Origin of the sequence: Candidatus Nitrotoga sp. BS, assembly GCF_927797785.1 — a bacterium.
Taxonomy (GTDB): Bacteria; Pseudomonadota; Gammaproteobacteria; order Burkholderiales; family Gallionellaceae; genus Nitrotoga.
The window spans coordinates 14,086-31,976 of record NZ_CAKMLL010000051.1; the positions used below are offsets into that span (position 1 = coordinate 14,086).

19 protein-coding genes are annotated in these 17,891 nt (G+C 48.2%); 10 read left to right on the top strand and 9 right to left on the bottom strand.

Features of this window, described 5'->3' with window-relative positions; all coding sequences use genetic code 11:
* Positions 1–219: 219 nt before the first annotated feature.
* From MJ769_RS05665 to MJ769_RS05695, 7 genes are all read right to left on the bottom strand, one after another.
* Positions 220–891 carry a tetratricopeptide repeat protein gene (locus tag MJ769_RS05665; protein ID WP_239235051.1) on the bottom strand — a complete coding sequence of 224 codons (672 nt, stop codon included), beginning with the start codon at positions 889–891 and terminating at the stop codon, positions 220–222.
* A gap of 263 nt (positions 892–1,154) precedes the next feature.
* Positions 1,155–2,192, bottom strand: coding sequence for an S-methyl-5-thioribose-1-phosphate isomerase (mtnA, locus tag MJ769_RS05670; RefSeq protein ID WP_239235052.1), 1,038 nt, complete (start codon positions 2,190–2,192; stop codon positions 1,155–1,157).
* A 31-nt stretch (positions 2,193–2,223) separates the two neighbouring features.
* Positions 2,224–2,751 carry an adenine phosphoribosyltransferase gene (locus MJ769_RS05675; RefSeq protein WP_239235054.1) on the bottom strand — a complete coding sequence of 176 codons (528 nt, stop codon included), beginning with the start codon at positions 2,749–2,751 and terminating at the stop codon, positions 2,224–2,226.
* Between the two features lie 15 nt (positions 2,752–2,766).
* On the bottom strand, positions 2,767–3,414 hold the full coding sequence (locus MJ769_RS05680) for a class II aldolase/adducin family protein (RefSeq protein WP_239235056.1): 648 nt from the start codon (positions 3,412–3,414) through the stop codon (positions 2,767–2,769).
* Entirely contained in the window at positions 3,411–4,298 is an 888-nt protein-coding gene (locus tag MJ769_RS05685) for an S-methyl-5'-thioadenosine phosphorylase (RefSeq protein WP_239235058.1), read from the bottom strand. The genes MJ769_RS05680 and MJ769_RS05685 overlap by 4 nt, the downstream gene beginning before the upstream one ends.
* 416 nt (positions 4,299–4,714) lie before the next feature.
* On the bottom strand, positions 4,715–5,320 hold the full coding sequence (locus MJ769_RS05690) for a hypothetical protein (RefSeq protein WP_239235060.1): 606 nt from the start codon (positions 5,318–5,320) through the stop codon (positions 4,715–4,717).
* A gap of 485 nt (positions 5,321–5,805) precedes the next feature.
* Positions 5,806–6,207: a type II toxin-antitoxin system PemK/MazF family toxin gene (locus MJ769_RS05695; protein ID WP_239235062.1), complete on the bottom strand. Its 402-nt coding sequence runs from the start codon at positions 6,205–6,207 to the stop codon at positions 5,806–5,808.
* 357 nt (positions 6,208–6,564) lie between these two features.
* Between MJ769_RS05695 and MJ769_RS05700 the strand changes: the two genes are divergently transcribed.
* From MJ769_RS05700 to MJ769_RS05740, 9 genes are all read left to right on the top strand, one after another.
* Positions 6,565–8,169: an NAD+ synthase gene (locus tag MJ769_RS05700; protein ID WP_239235064.1), complete on the top strand. Its 1,605-nt coding sequence runs from the start codon at positions 6,565–6,567 to the stop codon at positions 8,167–8,169.
* A 42-nt stretch (positions 8,170–8,211) separates the two neighbouring features.
* The gene (locus MJ769_RS05705; RefSeq protein ID WP_239235066.1) at positions 8,212–8,550 is read left to right on the top strand and encodes a P-II family nitrogen regulator; all 339 of its coding nucleotides are present in this window, start codon (positions 8,212–8,214) and stop codon (positions 8,548–8,550) included.
* Between the two features lie 438 nt (positions 8,551–8,988).
* Positions 8,989–9,219 carry an RNA chaperone Hfq gene (gene hfq / locus MJ769_RS05710; RefSeq protein ID WP_239235068.1) on the top strand — a complete coding sequence of 77 codons (231 nt, stop codon included), beginning with the start codon at positions 8,989–8,991 and terminating at the stop codon, positions 9,217–9,219.
* Positions 9,219–10,337, top strand: coding sequence for a GTPase HflX (gene hflX, locus MJ769_RS05715; RefSeq protein ID WP_239235070.1), 1,119 nt, complete (start codon positions 9,219–9,221; stop codon positions 10,335–10,337). Before hfq ends, hflX begins: the two co-directional genes overlap by 1 nt.
* Before the next feature lie 20 nt (positions 10,338–10,357).
* A complete protein-coding gene (gene hflK, locus MJ769_RS05720; protein ID WP_239235072.1) occupies positions 10,358–11,557 on the top strand; it encodes an FtsH protease activity modulator HflK in 1,200 nt (399 codons plus the stop codon).
* Positions 11,554–12,435: a protease modulator HflC gene (hflC, locus tag MJ769_RS05725; RefSeq protein ID WP_239235074.1), complete on the top strand. Its 882-nt coding sequence runs from the start codon at positions 11,554–11,556 to the stop codon at positions 12,433–12,435. The genes hflK and hflC overlap by 4 nt, the downstream gene beginning before the upstream one ends.
* Before the next feature lie 11 nt (positions 12,436–12,446).
* Entirely contained in the window at positions 12,447–12,632 is a 186-nt protein-coding gene (locus MJ769_RS05730; protein ID WP_239235076.1) for a DUF2065 domain-containing protein, read from the top strand.
* Positions 12,632–13,798, top strand: coding sequence for an ATP phosphoribosyltransferase regulatory subunit (locus MJ769_RS05735; protein WP_239235078.1), 1,167 nt, complete (start codon positions 12,632–12,634; stop codon positions 13,796–13,798). The genes MJ769_RS05730 and MJ769_RS05735 overlap by 1 nt, the downstream gene beginning before the upstream one ends.
* A gap of 73 nt (positions 13,799–13,871) precedes the next feature.
* Positions 13,872–15,167, top strand: a complete 1,296-nt coding sequence (locus MJ769_RS05740; RefSeq protein ID WP_239235080.1) for an adenylosuccinate synthase — start codon at positions 13,872–13,874, stop codon at positions 15,165–15,167.
* Positions 15,168–15,536: 369 nt separating this feature from the next.
* Here MJ769_RS05740 and MJ769_RS05745 read toward each other — a convergent pair whose 3' ends face one another.
* Both MJ769_RS05745 and MJ769_RS05750 read right to left on the bottom strand, forming a co-directional pair.
* Positions 15,537–15,857 carry a hypothetical protein gene (locus MJ769_RS05745; RefSeq protein WP_239235082.1) on the bottom strand — a complete coding sequence of 107 codons (321 nt, stop codon included), beginning with the start codon at positions 15,855–15,857 and terminating at the stop codon, positions 15,537–15,539.
* 77 nt (positions 15,858–15,934) lie between these two features.
* A complete protein-coding gene (locus MJ769_RS05750; protein ID WP_320412148.1) occupies positions 15,935–16,378 on the bottom strand; it encodes a DNA methyltransferase in 444 nt (147 codons plus the stop codon).
* Positions 16,379–16,815: 437 nt separating this feature from the next.
* Here MJ769_RS05750 and MJ769_RS05755 point away from each other — a divergent pair, with 437 nt between their 5' ends.
* Positions 16,816–17,628, top strand: coding sequence for a response regulator (locus tag MJ769_RS05755; protein WP_239235085.1), 813 nt, complete (start codon positions 16,816–16,818; stop codon positions 17,626–17,628).
* Positions 17,629–17,891 lie beyond the last annotated feature (263 nt).

A 17,891-nucleotide genomic window follows, 5' to 3' on the forward strand; every position in this document is an offset into this window, starting at 1 on the left:
AAGTAGTGTAAATGCAAAAGCGATTTATCTTACTGATAAGGATTGCTACGTTGAAAGCGTTAAAACACATTACCCACCTGCACCTCTAGATATATTCTCTAGCCTGCTTTGGCTTTCGCACAAAGAAAAAGTTAATCGGCAGTGTGCTTTCACGTAGCTCGGATTGAATATGAGGCTGGATAGTTAATCAACAATGTCGACATTTAAAAATCAATTCCATTACCGACTCAATACCTGTCCTAGCTTCCAATTTGCGGAGAGCTCCCTTGCTTCGGCGCGTTGGGCATAATTCAAGTTGGTTAAGTCGCGCAATTTTTTTGCATTGTCATTACCATGTGCAACAGCTAAATCGTGCCATGCATAGGCCAACACACTATCCCGTGCCACGCCCTTACCATTTTGATACATCCACCCGAGTTCGCTCTGTGCTTGGGCATGTCCCTGTGCTGCCGCTTTTTTAAACCATTCCACGGCCTTGGTGGCATCTCTCGTTACGCCTTCGCCTTTGAGATGCATAGACCCGAGTTCAAACTCGGCCTTGGGATGTCCCTGTGCTGCAGCCTTTTGATACCACTCTGCGGCTTTGCTGGGATCTTTATTCACACTAGTCACAGCTTCACCACTGCCATACATTGCACCAAGTTGATACTGAGCCTCGGGATACCCTTGAGCTGCAGCTTTCCGATACCATTCTACGGATTTGTTGGCATCTATAGATACACCTACACCGTTGGCATATAGCTCTCCAAGACGAGCCTGAGCGCTGGCATCACCGGCCTCTGCTTGCTTATGTATTTGTTCCAGACTATCTATTACGGTTGACAATTCTTCTGCTGAAACATAACTGTTTAATGTTAAAAACAAGATCACAAACTGTACAATTCTTTTCATATTGGCCCCATCGTTATTACGGCATAAAAAATGCTGCCGCATGCATTACCTCTCTAAATTGCCCTGAGTAAGTTTTTAATATAGTGCGCGAGTATTAATTGTCAAGAGCTAATTGATATGCCCGTAACAACGAATAAAATATTCAATTCTGAAACAAAAATCAAGTTTTGTTTGGGACAAGCAATATAAACACACGCCGACCAGAGTAACGAGTTTAACGTAAATGACGTGTATCAGTTCACAGAAAAACTTGGCATTCCCCTTCAGTTGAACAGGACGCGCAATTTTTTTACATCAGGTTGGTGAATCACTCCCTTTTCGGTAATCAGCGCTGTAACCAATTCAGCAGGTGTAATATCAAACGAAGGGTTGCGTATCTGCACACCCTGTGCTGCCCAGTGGAAATCCCTGAAGCCCTTTACCTCGTCTGGATGACGTTCTTCGATGGGAATATCCTTACCGCTTGCGATAGACATGTCTATCGTGGAAAGTGGGCAGGCCACATAGAATGGAATGTGGTGGCGTTGTGCCAGCACGGCGACCATATAAGTGCCTATCTTGTTGGCTACATCGCCATTTGCGGCCACACGATCTGTGCCGACCACTACAGCATCCACTTCACCGCGACTCATCATGAAACCGGCCGTATTATCCGTGATGAGGGTCACCGGAATTTTTTCCTGCACCATCTCCCACGCGGTCAAGCGCGCACCTTGCAGGAAGGGACGAGTTTCGTCAGCAATCACGGAAATTTTTTTCCCTGCTTCCACGGCGGATCGAATGATACCCAACGCAGTGCCATGACCAGCGGTAGCCAGCGCTCCGGCATTGCAATGAGTCAATACATGCGCGCCGTCCCGCAACAGCTCGGCACCATGCGACCCCAAAGTGCGATTGATGCGAATATCTTCGGCAAAAATTTCATGCGCCTCGGCCAACAGGTGCATAGCTACTTGCGTGTTGGTTTCACTCGCCACGCCCTGCCATACTTGCTTCATGCGTGATAACGCCCAAAATAAGTTGACCGCAGTCGGCCTGCTTTGAGCCAGCGTATTAATACCTTCATTCATACCGCGCTGAAAAAGTTCGTCAGTAACAGCGAGCAAACGCAATGCCTCCAGCGCCACGCCGTAGGCTGCCGCCACGCCGATGGCTGGAGCACCGCGCACTACCATGCTGCGGATGCCTTCGGCTACAGAAGCGGCAGAATCGAATTGCAGGTAAATAAACGTTGCAGGCAAAATGCGCTGGTCTATCATCTCCAGCACACCATCCGACCAACGCAGAGTTTCAACTTTCATAATGACATCTCAAAAATGAATGACCATGCATTCAATCACCCTCAAAGTCGCACAACGCAAACACACTGTATCCTTTTTTCTCCAAGCGTTTACGTCCACCAATATCCGGGAGGTCGATGACGAAGCAGCATTCAACAATTTTGCCGCCAATTTTTTCGATCAGTCTGGTTGCCGCCTCCGCCGTCCCGCCGGTAGCGATTAGATCATCCACAAGCAATACCCTTTCGCCCGGAGTAATCGCGTCGGCATGAATTTCAATACGATCCGTACCATATTCCAGTTCGTAGTCCTGCCCTATAGTTTCTGCAGGTAACTTGCCTTTTTTTCGAATCGGTACAAAACCTTTACCTAAGGCATACGCCAGCGGCGCTCCAACTATAAAACCTCGTGCCTCGATACCCATCACTTTATCAATTTTCATATCTGCATAGCGATGTACCAACTCGTTTATAGTGATCTTGAAACCTATCGGATCCTTAAGGAGGGAGGTGATATCGCGGAACATGATATTCGGCTTGGGGTAGTGCGGAATGGTACGAATATGAGATTTGATAGGCATAATTCTTCAGGATTGTTAGGTGTGTTTTTTGTAATCGACGAATTTTTCTTGCACGTCGTGCATTTGTTGCGGCGTAAGAATGGTCGGTTCGCCAACCTGTAAAGCGCGCCAGTACAACTCGCACAAAAATTCGACCTCAATGGCTACCGCCAATGCATCGGCCGGATCCGAACCCAGCGCAATCATGCCGTGATTGGCCAGCAGGCAGGCCTTGCGGCCTTCCAGTGCTAATAATGCATAGTCTGAAAGCGTCTGCTCGCCAAATAACGCATAGGGTGTGCAACGGATGAAATTGCATCCCGCTGCGGCGATCATGTAATGCACGGCTGGAACATCCTTGCGCAAACAGGCCAACGTAGTGGCAAATGCTGAGTGAGTGTGGATGACAGCGCTCACGTCGGGACGGCTGGCTAAAATATCACGATGGAAGCGCCACTCACTGGTAGGCTTGCCACCGCACAGAACATTGCCATTCAAATCCATACGTACCATGTCGGCGGGGGTCATTTTCGCCACCGACATCGCAGACGGCGTAATCAACATGGAATCACCACATCGCACGGCAGCATTGCCCGACGTACCTCGATTCAATCCTAGATCAAGCAAACGCTGGGACACATCTAGCAACTGCTGGCGCAGGCCATCTTCACCAGATGGCATCATGACTTACCCTTCAACACCCGACCCGCAACCGCATCCAGCTTTTCAATCATAGCTACATCACGCGCTTCCGGCGCAGTAATGAGCGCGAATTCCAATGTCGAGCGACAGCTACAGACATCGGCCAGAGCATCAGTGCGCACTTTCGGAACGACGTGCGTTACCAGCGTTTTCGCCTTGTCGGCATTTTCGGTGAGCATCTTGATAATCTGTCCTACCGTGACATGCTCATGGTCGGGATGCCAACAATCATAATCAGTCACCATCGCCACGGTGGCGTAGCACAACTCAGCTTCACGGGCGAGCTTGGCCTCTGGCATATTGGTCATGCCAATCACATCGCACCCCCAGGAACGATAGAGATTCGATTCAGCCAGACTGGAAAACTGCGGCCCTTCCATAACCAGATATGTACCGCCGCGAACGATAGGGATATTTGCCTCTCTCGCGGCCATCTCAATATGGTCGCCTAGCCTTTTGCAAACAGGGTGAGCCATGGAGACATGCGCCACCAATCCCGTGCCAAAAAAAGACTTGTTGCGCGCAAAAGTACGGTCAATAAATTGATCAACAATTACGAACGTTCCCGGCGGCAAGTCCTCGCGCAAGGAACCAACGGCACTAACTGAAATAACATCAGTCACCCCTACCCGCTTCAGCACGTCGATATTGGCGTGGAAATTAATCTCGCTCGGAGGAATTTTGTGTCCGCGACCATGTCGGGGTAAAAACACAATATTGTGGCCGTCCAGCTCACCAAACAATAACTCGCTGGATGGCTCTCCAAATGGCGAAGTGATCTTTTCCCAGCGCTTGTTGGTCAACCCGGCAATGTCATAAATTCCGCTGCCGCCGATTATGCCGATTCTTTCTGGTACATGAATCATATTTGTCCGTAATCGTTATTATGTTTACAAGCGGATTGAAACAGGAAGTACGGTTTTATTCAAGACAATGAATGCTTGCCCACGTATTGCCTTTAGCAATCGTGATACCCATCCATTACATACTTGAACTCAGCAAGCGTAGCCTGGGCTAGTGCAGATACCGTCTTTAAAGACAAGCTTTTTCACCCGGTAGGTTGGCGCTGAGCTTGCGAAGCCCAACATGAAATCAAGGGGGCCAGCCTTGACACAACGCTAGGCCGGATGCGTGATGTCAAGACTTGACCCCTTGATTATTTAGAAAAAATAGGAGCCACGCAAAATACTGTGTGGGTTCTGCCCAACGTAGAGGTGACCACCGCTGCGCGGCTTTATTGCGCAGCGCCTAGCGACCGAAGGAAGCGAGGTCGACCGCCATGTTAGAGCTTGTTATCCAGCGACTTGGATAGTTTCACGAACTCTTCGCGCAGCTTTCCGAGCTCTTCGACGATCGGGTCAGTCGGAACAACTGTGTTGATGTATGGCCGGAGATCGACAATCGATGTTTCGGATATCGATTCGGAGCCTGACATGTACTTGGCTGTAACTTGAAACAGCAGTGGCGAGAGCTCTTCATTATTCGAATCGCCGAAGAGCGTCGGGCCGTTGCCCAGCATGAAAAGGAGTTGTCCGTCGGGTGGCAGGCTGTCGATAACGCGCGAAAACGCTACGCTGTTAGCGATATTGCGCTCCTCACGCTTCTCACCAAGTTGATAGAAGCTTTTGTCTAAGGCAAGCGTCAGGCAAAGAGCGGCGGTCTTGCCTATGTTTTTGATGGAAAGATAGAAGAGCTGTGTTCCCGTTCTCACGCTCGCTGACACGAGGATGTAGGGGCGCATTGCAGCGTTTTGTTGGTCTCGCATCGTTGAAACCATGGATTCGTTTGCACGAAGAATCTTGAGTGTTGCCCAGGCGTAGAACGCCGTGATGACAACGAGTGCAAGTGTGAGCCAGTCGGTATTCGTCATGATTGGAAGTGTGGGCATAGTGGCCTGAAAGCTCTAACGTAATATAGAAAACATTTTCATAAGCTAGCAATGTCGCCTATATCGGCAAGCAAAATAAAGGGTCAAGTCTTGACACAACGTTAGGCCGGATGCGTGATGTCAAGGCTTGACCCCTTTATTAATGTCGTAAATCCCGCTGCCACCAATTATGCCGATTCTTTCTGGTACATGAGTCATATTTGTCCGTCGTCATTTTAAGAAGAAAATCAAGGGGTCAAGTCTTGACACAACGTTAGGTCGGATGCGTGATGTCAAGACTTGGCTCCTTTATTAGGTAAAGGTTCAGTTTGAAATATTATGGAACAAACAAAGCAAAGGGCTATGCGTTTCCACATAGCCCCATTGAGACACTACATCGGATTGCAATCTCCTAATGTAGCGGCCACCTTTCGATGGACTCATGCCCGATGCTTTCGCAGAGCGGGTACAGAGCAAGTATCGGCTCTAAAAGTTGATTTGTCAATCTATAAGCCAAGCCCGTGAAGGATGCATTTTTGAATTTTTATAAGATCACACGCCTCGACTATTCTGTTGTCATAAATTCTTTTTCCATTCTCATCCTTTCCAATAAAGAGCATATGCATTCTTTCTGTTGCAAGAGTATAAATCATGTCTCCCTTTACCCAACATATAGGATTGTTATACGGTTTAGGCAGAGGCGGATCAAGGATTAATTTATAGTGATACGGCATTATTTTTGAAGGCGGCGTAGTGCTTATTGGAACAATAGTGCATAAGCTATCTCGATTACGAAATCGAGGCGAAATAATAATAACCGGACGACGCTTTGTCATTTCAGGAGTATTTAATCCATTAAAATCACAAGCTACAATCGTCCCTATCGCTGGATGAAAATTAATTGCCATAGTTGATTTCTGATTCCAAAATTGTTAAATGTTCATCTTATAAAAACCCCGTTTCTTTGGAGCTTCTTCTGGAATCAACGCAACATCAAGGGGGCAAGTCTTGACACAACGTTAGGCCGGATGCGTGATGTCAAGGCTTGACCTCTTCATTAATGTCATAAAATTCCGCTGCCACCGATTATGCCGACTCTTTACTATTGCATGAATCATATTTATCCATCGTCGTTTTATGTTTACAGGCGGATTGAAACAGGAAGTGCGGTTTTATTCAAGACAATGAATGCTTGCCTACGCTATGGCCTTTAGCAAACGTTGGTATGATACCCATCCATTACCTACTTGAACTCTGAACTCAATATGAAACTTGCGGTTGCACAAATCAATTGCATGCTGGGTGACTTGGCTGGCAATTCTGCCAAGATCCTTGCTTATGCAGAACTGGCCAAGCAACAGGGAGCCACTTTGCTACTTACGCCTGAGTTGAGCTTATGCGGTTATCCTCCAGAAGACCTGCTGTTACGGACTGGATTTTTCCGCACCTGCGACCAAGCATTGCATGAACTTGCGCAACAAATTTGGGGGCTCACCGTGGTAGTGGGGCATCCGCACGAGGTAGACGAGAAGCGCTACAACGCCGCCTCCGTCCTGCGCGACGGCAAGATCATCGCCACCTATCACAAGTATGAGTTGCCGAACCACAGTGTATTCGATGAATTTCGTTATTTCACGTCCGGTCAATCTCCCTGCATATTTGAAATGCAGGGCATCAAATTTGCACTTAACATTTGTAGAGACATCTGGAGTGATCGTACAGCGCAACGTGCAAGCGAAGCAGGCGCGCAGGTATTATTGGTGCTGAACGCCTCACCGTATCACGTCGATAAACAACCATTGCGCTATAAAACCATTCGTGATCGCATCAGTGAAACCGGCTTGGCGGTCATCTATGCCAATATGGTGGGCGGACAGGATGAGTTAGTGTTCGATGGCGCTTCGTTTGCGATGGATGCACACGGCGCGCTAACGCATCAGTTCGTTTCTTTTGAAGAAACGCTAGCACTGATTGAAATTCACGACGGCAAGCTAATCACTGGTGAGAGAGTTCCTGCCTACAAAGATGAGGACAGCATCTATCGCGCACTGTGCCTGGGAGTGCGGGACTATATCGGCAAGAACCGCTTTCCCGGTGTGCTATTGGGTTTATCCGGTGGTATCGATTCGGCGCTAACCTTGGCGGTAGCGGTGGATGCGCTGGGTGCAAACAAGGTGCATGCGGTTATGATGCCATCACCCTATACCGCGCAAATTAGCCTGGATGATGCGCGCGAAATGGCCGTCATACTCGGTGTACGCTACGATGAATTGGACATCAAGCCAATGTTTGACGCTTATCTCACTACATTAGATGGGTTGTTCAAGGGGCTGCCTTCTGACACCACTGAGGAAAATTTACAGGCTCGCATACGTGGCAATTTGTTAATGGCCTTGTCCAACAAGTTCGGCTCTTTGGTGCTGACAACTGGCAACAAATCGGAAATGACCGTCGGCTATTGCACCTTGTATGGCGATATGGCGGGCGGTTTCTCTGTGCTTAAAGACGTCAGCAAAACTTGGGTGTATCGCTTGGCTACTTACCGTAACAATTTGAGCCGGGTGATTCCGGAGCGCATCATCACGCGACCACCCAGTGCAGAATTAAAGCCCGATCAGACCGACCAGGATAGCTTGCCGTCTTACGATGTGCTTGATGGAATAATGTCCTGTTACGTTGAGCAGAATTTAACCATCGCTGAGATCGTTGCACAGGGATATATCGAGGCGGATGTGTATCAGGTGGTGAATATGATCCGCGTCAACGAATACAAACGCCGCCAGGCACCCGTTGGCGTGCGTATCACTGACCGTGCCTTTGGCAAGGACTGGCGCTATCCGATTACCGTTCGTTATCAGGACGGCTTTTAGATAAGCTATACTTACATCGTCTATCATATATCGAGGATATCCATGAAAAAAATCGAAGCCATCATCAAGCCGTTCAAGCTCGACGAAGTGCGTGAAGCGCTATCGGAATTGGGTGTCAGCGGATTAACTGTGACCGACGTGAAAGGATTCGGACGTCAAAAGGGACATACCGAGTTGTATCGCGGCGCAGAATATGTAGTTGATTTTTTGCCCAAGATTAAGATCGAAGTGGTGGTTATTACTGCTTTGCTAGATGCAGCTGTGAACGCCATCATTAAGGCAGCGCATACCGGAAAGATTGGTGACGGCAAAATATTCGTCACTTCGGTGGAACAAGTCATTCGAATTCGCACAGGCGAGACTGACGAATCAGCAATTTAAGATTTTCATTTCTTATCTTCGCAAACACACAATATGTCAAAACGATAGCCATCTCCATTTAGCCTTACGCCTGAACGATTAACTTTACATTCTGCCGTCGTTGTTCCTATTATGTTCATGCACGTATAACAGTTTCAATCTCATTCACAACGAACTTTCAATTATATAAACCTCCGGCAAAGCCGGAGGCTTATTGGGTGAACCCCTCATAGGGGGCCAATAAACCGTGAACCGACCAAGGCGGTTGTATGCCCTTCTATATACTTCGCCAACGCCCTAATTATCTCTATCCAAAGTGCTGGAGCAGTACTCCGAGCATTCTCTTCTTGCGCTGCTTCGAGATAAAGATTACATGAAAATAGAAGCCATGCACTCTTCCGAATAGTCTAAAAATCCAGTAAAGTGGCTATCCACCATAACCAATAAGAGCAAAATCTAATGAGTACAAAAGGGCAACAGTTACAAGACCCATTCCTGAATGCCCTACGCAAGGAGCATATGCAGGTCGCCATTTATCTGGTAAATGGCATCAAACTGCAAGGCCAGGTCGAATCATTCGACCAATATGTAGTACTGCTGAAGAACACAGTCACGCAAATGGTATACAAGCACGCTATTTCAACCATCGTTCCCACACGCGCCATAACCATTCCATTAGACACTGAGTAATGCACAAAAGCACCTCAGTAATTAATACAGCAGTATTAGTAAGCTTGGATTTTGGTTCGCCGGATTATGCAGAAAGCCTGGAAGAATTGCGCCTGCTGGCGGAAAGTGCGGGTGTGCATAGCATCGCATTAGTGGAAGGACGGCGGCATCGTCCGGATGCGTCTTTATTTGCGGGTAGCGGCAAGGTGGATGAAATATCCGCCATTGTCGAACAAAACGACGTTCCGCTGGTTATTTTTAACCACGACCTGTCCCCTGCGCAAATGCGCAATCTTACCGCTAGAATTAAGGCACGTGTAATTGACCGCACCATGCTGATTCTGGATATCTTTGCCCTGCGCGCACAAAGCCATGAAGGTAAGGTACAGGTCGAGCTAGCACAGCTTAAATATCTTTCCACACGTTTGGTCGGAATGAATACCGACATGGGCCAACAGAAATATGCAGTAGGTGCTCGCGGACCAGGCGAAACACAGTTGGAGCTGGATAGACGCAAACTGGATAAACGTGTGGTTTTATTGAAAGAACGTCTAGATAAGTTGCAACGCCATCGCCAAGTGTTACGCCGGTCGCGCACGCGCTCAGAAGTGTTATCGGTTTCTATCGTTGGTTACACTAACGCGGGCAAGTCCACTGTATTCAATAAATTGACCCACTCGAATGCATATGTTGCAGATCAGTTGTTTGCCACGCTCGACACAACTGCTCGACGCGTATATATCGAGGGATCGGGTCAGGTGGTATTGTCGGATACAGTAGGCTTCATACGTCATCTGCCGCATGGCTTAATTGCAGCCTTCCGTAGCACATTAGAAGAAACGGCGCTGGCCGACTTGTTGCTGCATGTAGTGGACGCCAACAGCTCAGAAAGGTTTGACCAGATAGCTGAAGTTAATAAAGTATTGTTGGAAATTGGCGCACAGCATATCCCGCAAATTTTGATATTCAATAAGATTGATTTGCAGGATTTACCCGCAGCCGTGCAACGTGACGATTATGCTAGAATTGCGCGCATTCATTTGAGCGCTAAAACTGGCGCGGGGATAGATGAATTGCGTGCGGCGTTGGCGGAAGCACGTAACACACGGACACAATCGAACACCCATGAAACTAACTGATTGATTAAATAGGATTAACTATGGGATTAAATGACCCTCAATGGGGTAAAAAAAACAACGGCGGCCCACCAGATATAGAAGCAGTCTTGCGCGACATCAATAAAAAAATTTCCGCGCTGTTCGGCAACAAGGGGGGCGGCACCGGCAACACTGGCGACGGTGGTAACGGTGGCAACTCTAATAAATACAATGCCAGCGTTGGCTTGATTGCAGTGGTAGTGCTACTGATCTGGATCGCTAGTGGATTTTACATTGTGGACGCTAGCCAGCGCGGTGTGGTGCTACGTTTCGGTAAACTTGTCGAGGCCACGCAACCCGGCCCACGCTGGCATTTACCATTCCCTATTGAGTCCGTCGAAGTCGTGAATATTAGTCAAGTCAGGACGGTGGAAATTGGTTACCGTGAGAACGTCAAAAACAAAATTTTAAAAGAGTCGCTGATGCTGACCTCTGATGAAAACATTATAGATATTCAATTCGCCGTTCAGTACTTCTTGAAAGACGCTGGCGACTACTTATTTAATAACCGTGCGCCAGATGAGAATGTACGACAAGCAGCAGAAACAGCAATCCGAGAAATTATTGGCAAGAATAAGATGGACTTCGTGCTATACGAAGGACGCGAACAGGTGGCTGCGGCTACTACCAAATTAGCCCAAGATATTTTGGATCGCTATAAATCCGGGATTCTGTTGAGCAAAGTCACCATGCAAAATGCGCAACCGCCTGAACAGGTGCAAGCCGCATTTGACGATGCGGTTAAGGCGGGACAGGACAGGGAGCGCCAGAAGAACGAAGGCCAGGCTTACGCCAATGATGTAATACCCAAAGCGAAGGGTGCGGCGGCACGTCTAATGCAGGAGGCAGACGGTTATCGCCAACGCGTAATCGCCAGTGCCGAGGGTGATGCCAGCCGCTTCCGGCAAGTGCTGGAAGAATATGAGAAAGCACCTGTTGTTACTCGTGAACGCATGTATATCGACATGATGCAACAGGTTTTGACCAGCACGAGCAAGGTGATGGTAGACCAGAAAAATGGTAACAACCTGCTGTACCTGCCGCTGGACAAATTGATTCAAAGCACTGCGCAGAATGCGCTACCCATGCCCGAGAGACAAGCAGCGGGGCATATTGAACTACAAGCGGCACCATCCGCATCGACGAATGATGCTCGTGCGCAAGAGGCACTACGCAGCCGCAACAGGGAGACACGTCCATGAAAACGAATTTAGTCAATATTTTGATGGGTGCAGCCGCAGTATTAATCTTGCTCAGTCTGACTATGTTCGTGGTAGATCAGCGCCAGGCAGTCATCGTATTACAACTTGGTGAAATGGTAGGCGTGAAGACCAAACCCGGCCTCTATTTCAAAATCCCGTTGATACAGAATGTACGTTATTTTGATTCGCGCATTTTAACCATGGACAGCGCGGAACCAGAACGCTATATCACAGCGGAAAAGAAAAACGTGATGGTGGATGCATTCGTCAAGTGGCGCATCGCCGATGTAAAGCAATATTACATCAGTGTGGGAGGGGACGAGATCCGTGCAAAAACTCGTTTAATGCAGACGGTCAACTCAGTCATGCGTGAGGAATTCGGTAAACGAACTATCAATGAAGTGGTGTCCGGTGAACGCGACAAAATTATGGAAATTCTGCGTCAGAAAGCAGATTTCGACGCACGCAAGATCGGTGTACAAGTTTTGGACGTGCGTTTGAAACGGGTGGATTTCCCCACTGAAATAAGTGAATCGGTATATCGCCGGATGGATGCCGAGCGTAAACGCGTTGCCAATGAACTTCGTGCAACCGGTAATGCCGAAAGTGAGAAAATCCGCGCCGACGCGGACCGGCAACGAGAAGTGACTCTCGCCGATGCGTACCGTGAAGCGCAAAAGATAAAGGGAGATGGTGACGCTAAATCAACTGCAATTTATGCTGCTGCGTTTGGGCGTAATTCAGAATTTTATGCATTTTATCGCAGCATGGATGCATATAAGCAGAGCTTCAAGAACAAGAGCGATGTCATGGTGATAGATCCCAGCTCCACATTCTTTAAATACCTTAAGAGTCCCAGTAGGGGAGCAAATAAGTAGATGTTTTCAATATGCTAACTTATTGGTTAATTGGGTTGGCATTGATGCTGGTTATTGAAGGTATCATGCCGTTTCTATTTCCTGCCGTGTGGCGTGAAGCGCTTCGCAAACTGGTGTTGTTTACTGATAAACAAATCCGTTTTTTTGGCATCACAGCCATGCTGTCCGGGCTGCTATTACTGTATTGGGTGAAATAATGCCGAATTCAAATTGGCTATTGCCAGAATACATTCAAGATATATTGCCGGATGAGGCATGGCGCATTGAGCGTATGCGTGCTAGCGTGCTCGAATTGCTGCGCCTGTCCGGTTATCAGTTAGTAGCACCACCGCTACTGGAATACGCCGAGTCTCTGCAGATCATTGGCAACCATGATATGGACTTGCGCACTTTTAAGCTGGTCGACCAATTGAGTGGACGCACCTTGGCGTTGCGCGCCGACATCACGCCTCAGGTGGCACGCATTGACGCACACTTGCTCAATCGACAAGGCATAACTCGACTATGCTATGCCGGAAGTGTGCTACATACTCAGCCTGCGGGATTAATGCGCACACGCGAATTGTTACAGATTGGTGCAGAACTGTATGGTCATAGCGGCTTGGACAGTGATCTGGAAGTGCAGCGTTTAATGCTCCAGGCTTTGACTTTACTCGGTGTTGAAGGGGTGCATCTTGACCTTGGCCATGTAGCGCTGTTTCGCGCGCTGATCAATCGCGCTGGTGTTCCGAAAAAAACGGAAGTGGCATTATCCCAGGCATTACAAGGCAAGAACGTGCCAGCCTTGCGTCCATTAGTAGCTGATTTAATGCCGGAAGTTAAAAATGCGCTGTTAACTTTGCCTGAATTGTACGGTGGGATAGAGGTGATCGCACACGCCCGTGCGGTGCTGCCGAATTACCCTGAAGTAACAGCAGCACTGGATGACCTGGAACAAGCCGCGAATCATCTGCGACCACTGGCACACAGCATTGGCATTGATCTTGCCGAACTTCGAGGCTATCACTATCACAGTGGCATGGTATTTGCCGCTTATCATGCAGGTAGCCATGATGCTATCGCTGTTGGCGGACGTTACGACGATGTGGGCAAAAGCTTCGGCCGCGCCCGCCCCGCCACTGGCTTCAGTATGGATATACGCCAGCTGCATGGTTTGCTGGGGCAACACTCGCAACCTATGGGAATATTGGCACCACATAGTGATGATGCAGCGCTACATGAAAAAATCGCACAGTTGCGCGCACAGGGACACGCAGTAATCATTGATTTTCTGGGTGCTGTAGAACTGCGCTCTGAACTCAGTTGTGACAGCGAACTAGTCATGCGCGATGGTGAATGGCATGTGGTAAAAATAAAATTTTAAATTTATACCCACTTACCAAAAAGGTGTGGACAATTTTTAATTACAACGATCAATAGTAAATCAGGAATCAGTAATGTCGACAAATGTTGTAGTTATCGGTACGCAGTGGGGCGATGAAGGTAAAGGTAAGATAGTCGATTGGCTTACTGATCACTCACATGGCGTAGTGCGCTTCCAAGGTGGTCACAATGCCGGACATACGCTAGTTATCAATGGCAAAAAAACCGTGCTGCACCTCATTCCCTCTGGCATCCTGCGCGAACACGTGATGTGCTACATTGGCAACGGCGTGGTGGTGTCGCCGCAGGCGCTCCTTAAAGAAATGGATGGTTTGGCCGCTGTCGGCGTGGATGTCTATGGCCGCCTGCGTATTTCCGAAGCATGTCCGTTAATTTTGCCTTATCACGAGGCCTTGGATAAAGCTCGTGAGCTGGCAAAGGGCACAGCCAAAATTGGGACTACGGGACGCGGTATCGGCCCCGCTTATGAAGACAAGGTCGCGCGCCGTGCCATCCGTCTTCAAGATCTGTTCCATCGTAAACGCTTCGCCGCAAAACTGGGCGAGGTGCTGGATTATCATAACTTCGTCTTGAAAAATTATTTCAACGTCGAAACAGTCGATTTCCAGAAGACGTTAGACGACACGCTTGCATTGGCAGAACGAATCAAGCCATTGGTGCTGGACGTGCCACGCGCTTTGTATGATGCGAACAAAGCCGGTTTAAATCTACTATTTGAAGGTGCACAGGGCACATTGCTGGATATAGACCATGGCACTTATCCATTCGTAACTTCCAGCAACTGTATCGCAGGAGCGGCTTGTGCCGGTAGCGGTGTCGGCCCGCAAATGTTGCATTACGTACTCGGCATCACCAAGGCATACACTACACGCGTTGGATCTGGCCCCTTTCCAACCGAACTAGATGACGAAGTGGGTAGACATCTGGCAGAAAAAGGACATGAATTTGGTTCCACTACCGGACGTGCACGTCGTTGTGGCTGGTTTGATGCTGCTGCACTCAAGCGTTCTATTCAAATTAACGGCGTAACCGGCTTATGCGTAACCAAACTGGATGTGCTGGACGGTATGCAAACGCTACGTTTGGGAGTGGGCTATCGTTGCGAAGGACAGTACAGCGACATCTTGCCAGTAGGTGCAGAATCCCTGGTTGGCTGCGAGCCAGTATATGAAGACATGCCAGGCTGGAGCGATAGTACAGTAGGCGTAAAGAGTTATGAAAACCTGCCACTGGAAGCACGCAACTACCTTCAACGCATTGCAGAGATTTGCGAAGTGCCAGTTGATATGGTATCCACTGGATCGGATCGCGATGAAACCATCGTGTTGCGTCATCCTTTCAAGTGTTAAGTAATTTTTGGAATAACCTTCTTATTCGTTTGCTATTCCGGAAATAGTGGCATTATCAGAACATCCGCACAGGATATGCCGCTTGCCACTGGGCGATACTGACTATCAGCTACAGCTGGTCGCTTAAGCAACGACCTCTAAAAATAAAAACAGGCCACAAGAAAAAAATGGCATCCAATATATTTACTGATGCGCCATCAGAAATTAATTGGAGTACTGGCAAGCGGTCGTTTTCCTTTACCTTGGCTTTCCGCTTTTGCACGCTACTACCAGTCAAGGTAGTCAGCTATCGAATCAAACAGTCAATTGAACTCCTCCGAAGTGGGCTTTCAGCGTTCAAAATACGCCACGTTCTTTCATCTTTTATTATCACGCTCGCGCCAGATTTATTAACAGCAAGCACCGCAAGATTTCTTCGTCGGGCATTCCCGGTGCGTAATCGTCCCAGCCGTAAGCTTTTGCGACAACAGCATCCAATACTTTGTGCGCATTATCCAGCCATGCGGGGCGGGCATTATAGAGGTTGGTGAGGGTACGTTTTTTAGAGTAGCCTGTTATACCTTGTTCATTCGCCCAAGGGCGAAGTACATCGCTGCTTGGCTTGCCATTCAGATTGGGCAACTTGAGCCATTGCCGTGCAAGTTCATCGGAAATGTTGAATGCACCATTTTTTGCGCCCTTAAATGCCACACTCGCGTTCTCCGCGAGCTGTTTGGCAGGTGTCAGATTAAGCCCGACACCTGCCGATCAAGTCAGCATGGATGTTCTCAACGGCCTTGCCGTCCAGCACAGCACCCTCCATCCTCTCCCGTTGGGAGAGGGAACCAAAGCACACCAACAGACACGCGCACCGCTGCGCCTTCGTTAATCCAATCTTGATCGCTCCTCGCATTGAAGATACGGGCAGCACCACAGACACGCACCAGAACATTCTGGTTAGCGCCTTTGCGCACAGATTGCGTGGCAACCAATCCAGCACGATAGCACTTGTCCGTTTCAATATGGGCGCATGCCTTCTCGAACCAATAAACCACCAAGTCCGCGCCGCCCAGCACCGAGCCTTCGTAGTATTTGCACAAAAAATCGGTGTATTCATCGTCCAACTCACCGCGCATCTTCGAGCCACCCAAAAATGGCGGAGTACCAACACCAGCGCGTAAGTCCTTAATTGTTTCAGGGCTTCGCCAAGGTTGCGCCGAGTGGCTTAGTATTCAAACGCGAAGTGGCTTTGCTTCCACACCATCCGCCCAGCCTTGCCCGGCTCCAGTGTGGGTTGCCACACGCTCAAAGCAATAGGTATTGTGACTTGATGGTGAAGGGTGAAGAACGCCAACTAGCGCACACAAGTCAATAAAATGGAGTTGGTAGCTAGCAAGCTCTTTGTGGGGATTGTGTTTCCACTTCTAATGAACAGTTGAGGAGTCATTTGCTTGACATGCTATTTAACTGACGTGTCGTACCTCGGATACCAAGGCTGTGTGAAAACTCAATTTCTCCCCGTTTTTTTGGGTGCGCAATGTTCCGCTCAAAGCTTTTGTCAAACTTAATTCGATCAATCGACAACACTTTAAATAGGACTAATTCAAGTTCGGAGTGCAACGACCGATAATAAATTCAATAAAATATCAATAAAAATAATGAGGTTGCGATGAAATCAGTTATCAACACGAGTGAACTCTCCGTTTTTCTGGTCGAACCTTCCAGCCTGCAGGCGCGCATTATCCAAAAATATCTCAGCGATCTTGGTGTGTTAAACATACAAGTTTTCCAAAATGGGACTACCGCACTTGCGGCCATGCGCAAGCAACAACCTGACCTAATCATCAGCTCAATGTACCTGGATGATATGTCTGGCTCTAGACTGATTGAAGTGATGCGCACCGATCAAGCATTAGCGGACATAGCTTTCATCCTGATTTCCAGCGAGGATAACCCGCTTTACCTGGATTCTGTGCGGCAATCCGGTGCCTGCGCTATCTTGACAAAACCATTTGAAATAAAACACTTACGCGCAGCCATCTTCACCACACTAGACTATCTAAATGCAGGCAGCCTCGCGCTGGAAAAAGATGACTTCGACATTGAAAATCTGCAGATTCTAGTAGTGGATGACAGCTCCAGCGCACGATCCTACCTGATCAGGGTGCTTAAAAATATCGGCTTCAAGAATATTACCGAAGCTGAAAATGGCAAACGGGGGGCAGAAATCGTTCAAGGACATTCCTTCGATCTGGTCATTACCGATTACAACATGCCAGAAATGGATGGCGGGGAACTGGTTGAATTTATTCGCAACAAGAGCTGGCAAAATGCGCTGCCGATAATAATGATTACCAGCGAACGGGAGGAAAAACGGCTTGCCGCCGTTAAGCAGGCAGGCGTTTCAGCAATCTGTGACAAACCTTTTGATCCGTCGCATATTAAAAATCTTATTGAACGAATATTTACGTCTGCACTTTAAAATTAATTTTACTGACTGGTGATTACAATATTTCCCAGCAAAAGCATCCATTTTAATCGCGTTTTTCTAAGACTGTGCCAGATGCTAATTCATCCGTAGTGAGGGTGACGGTGTTGATCGTCACCGCCTATGTTCATCAAATTACCGAGCCCCGGTGCGCCGCACCACTAGTGTAGTGAACCGTAGTTAACGGAACTAATAACAATGATGCCTGTCTCATTTCCAGTTATCGAGACAGGAGAAATACACAATGCGAGTAGCGC

Excerpts from the sequence above, each read along its gene's own strand:
- hfq (WP_239235068.1), top strand. The coding sequence starts at position 8,989 with ATGAGTACAAAAGGGCAACAGTTACAAGACCCATTCCTGAATGCCCTA.
- hflC (WP_239235074.1), top strand. The coding sequence starts at position 11,554 with ATGAAAACGAATTTAGTCAATATTTTGATGGGTGCAGCCGCAGTATTA.
- MJ769_RS05705 (WP_239235066.1), top strand. The coding sequence starts at position 8,212 with ATGAAAAAAATCGAAGCCATCATCAAGCCGTTCAAGCTCGACGAAGTG.
- MJ769_RS05695 (WP_239235062.1), bottom strand. The coding sequence starts at position 6,207 with ATGGCAATTAATTTTCATCCAGCGATAGGGACGATTGTAGCTTGTGAT.
- MJ769_RS05680 (WP_239235056.1), bottom strand. The coding sequence starts at position 3,414 with ATGATGCCATCTGGTGAAGATGGCCTGCGCCAGCAGTTGCTAGATGTG.
- hflK (WP_239235072.1), top strand. The coding sequence starts at position 10,358 with ATGGGATTAAATGACCCTCAATGGGGTAAAAAAAACAACGGCGGCCCA.
- mtnA (WP_239235052.1), bottom strand. The coding sequence starts at position 2,192 with ATGAAAGTTGAAACTCTGCGTTGGTCGGATGGTGTGCTGGAGATGATA.
- MJ769_RS05675 (WP_239235054.1), bottom strand. The coding sequence starts at position 2,751 with ATGCCTATCAAATCTCATATTCGTACCATTCCGCACTACCCCAAGCCG.
- MJ769_RS05685 (WP_239235058.1), bottom strand. The coding sequence starts at position 4,298 with ATGATTCATGTACCAGAAAGAATCGGCATAATCGGCGGCAGCGGAATT.
- MJ769_RS05740 (WP_239235080.1), top strand. The coding sequence starts at position 13,872 with ATGTCGACAAATGTTGTAGTTATCGGTACGCAGTGGGGCGATGAAGGT.
- MJ769_RS05700 (WP_239235064.1), top strand. The coding sequence starts at position 6,565 with ATGAAACTTGCGGTTGCACAAATCAATTGCATGCTGGGTGACTTGGCT.
- MJ769_RS05690 (WP_239235060.1), bottom strand. The coding sequence starts at position 5,320 with ATGCCCACACTTCCAATCATGACGAATACCGACTGGCTCACACTTGCA.
- hflX (WP_239235070.1), top strand. The coding sequence starts at position 9,219 with ATGCACAAAAGCACCTCAGTAATTAATACAGCAGTATTAGTAAGCTTG.
- MJ769_RS05755 (WP_239235085.1), top strand. The coding sequence starts at position 16,816 with ATGAAATCAGTTATCAACACGAGTGAACTCTCCGTTTTTCTGGTCGAA.
- MJ769_RS05730 (WP_239235076.1), top strand. The coding sequence starts at position 12,447 with ATGCTAACTTATTGGTTAATTGGGTTGGCATTGATGCTGGTTATTGAA.
- MJ769_RS05665 (WP_239235051.1), bottom strand. The coding sequence starts at position 891 with ATGAAAAGAATTGTACAGTTTGTGATCTTGTTTTTAACATTAAACAGT.
- MJ769_RS05735 (WP_239235078.1), top strand. The coding sequence starts at position 12,632 with ATGCCGAATTCAAATTGGCTATTGCCAGAATACATTCAAGATATATTG.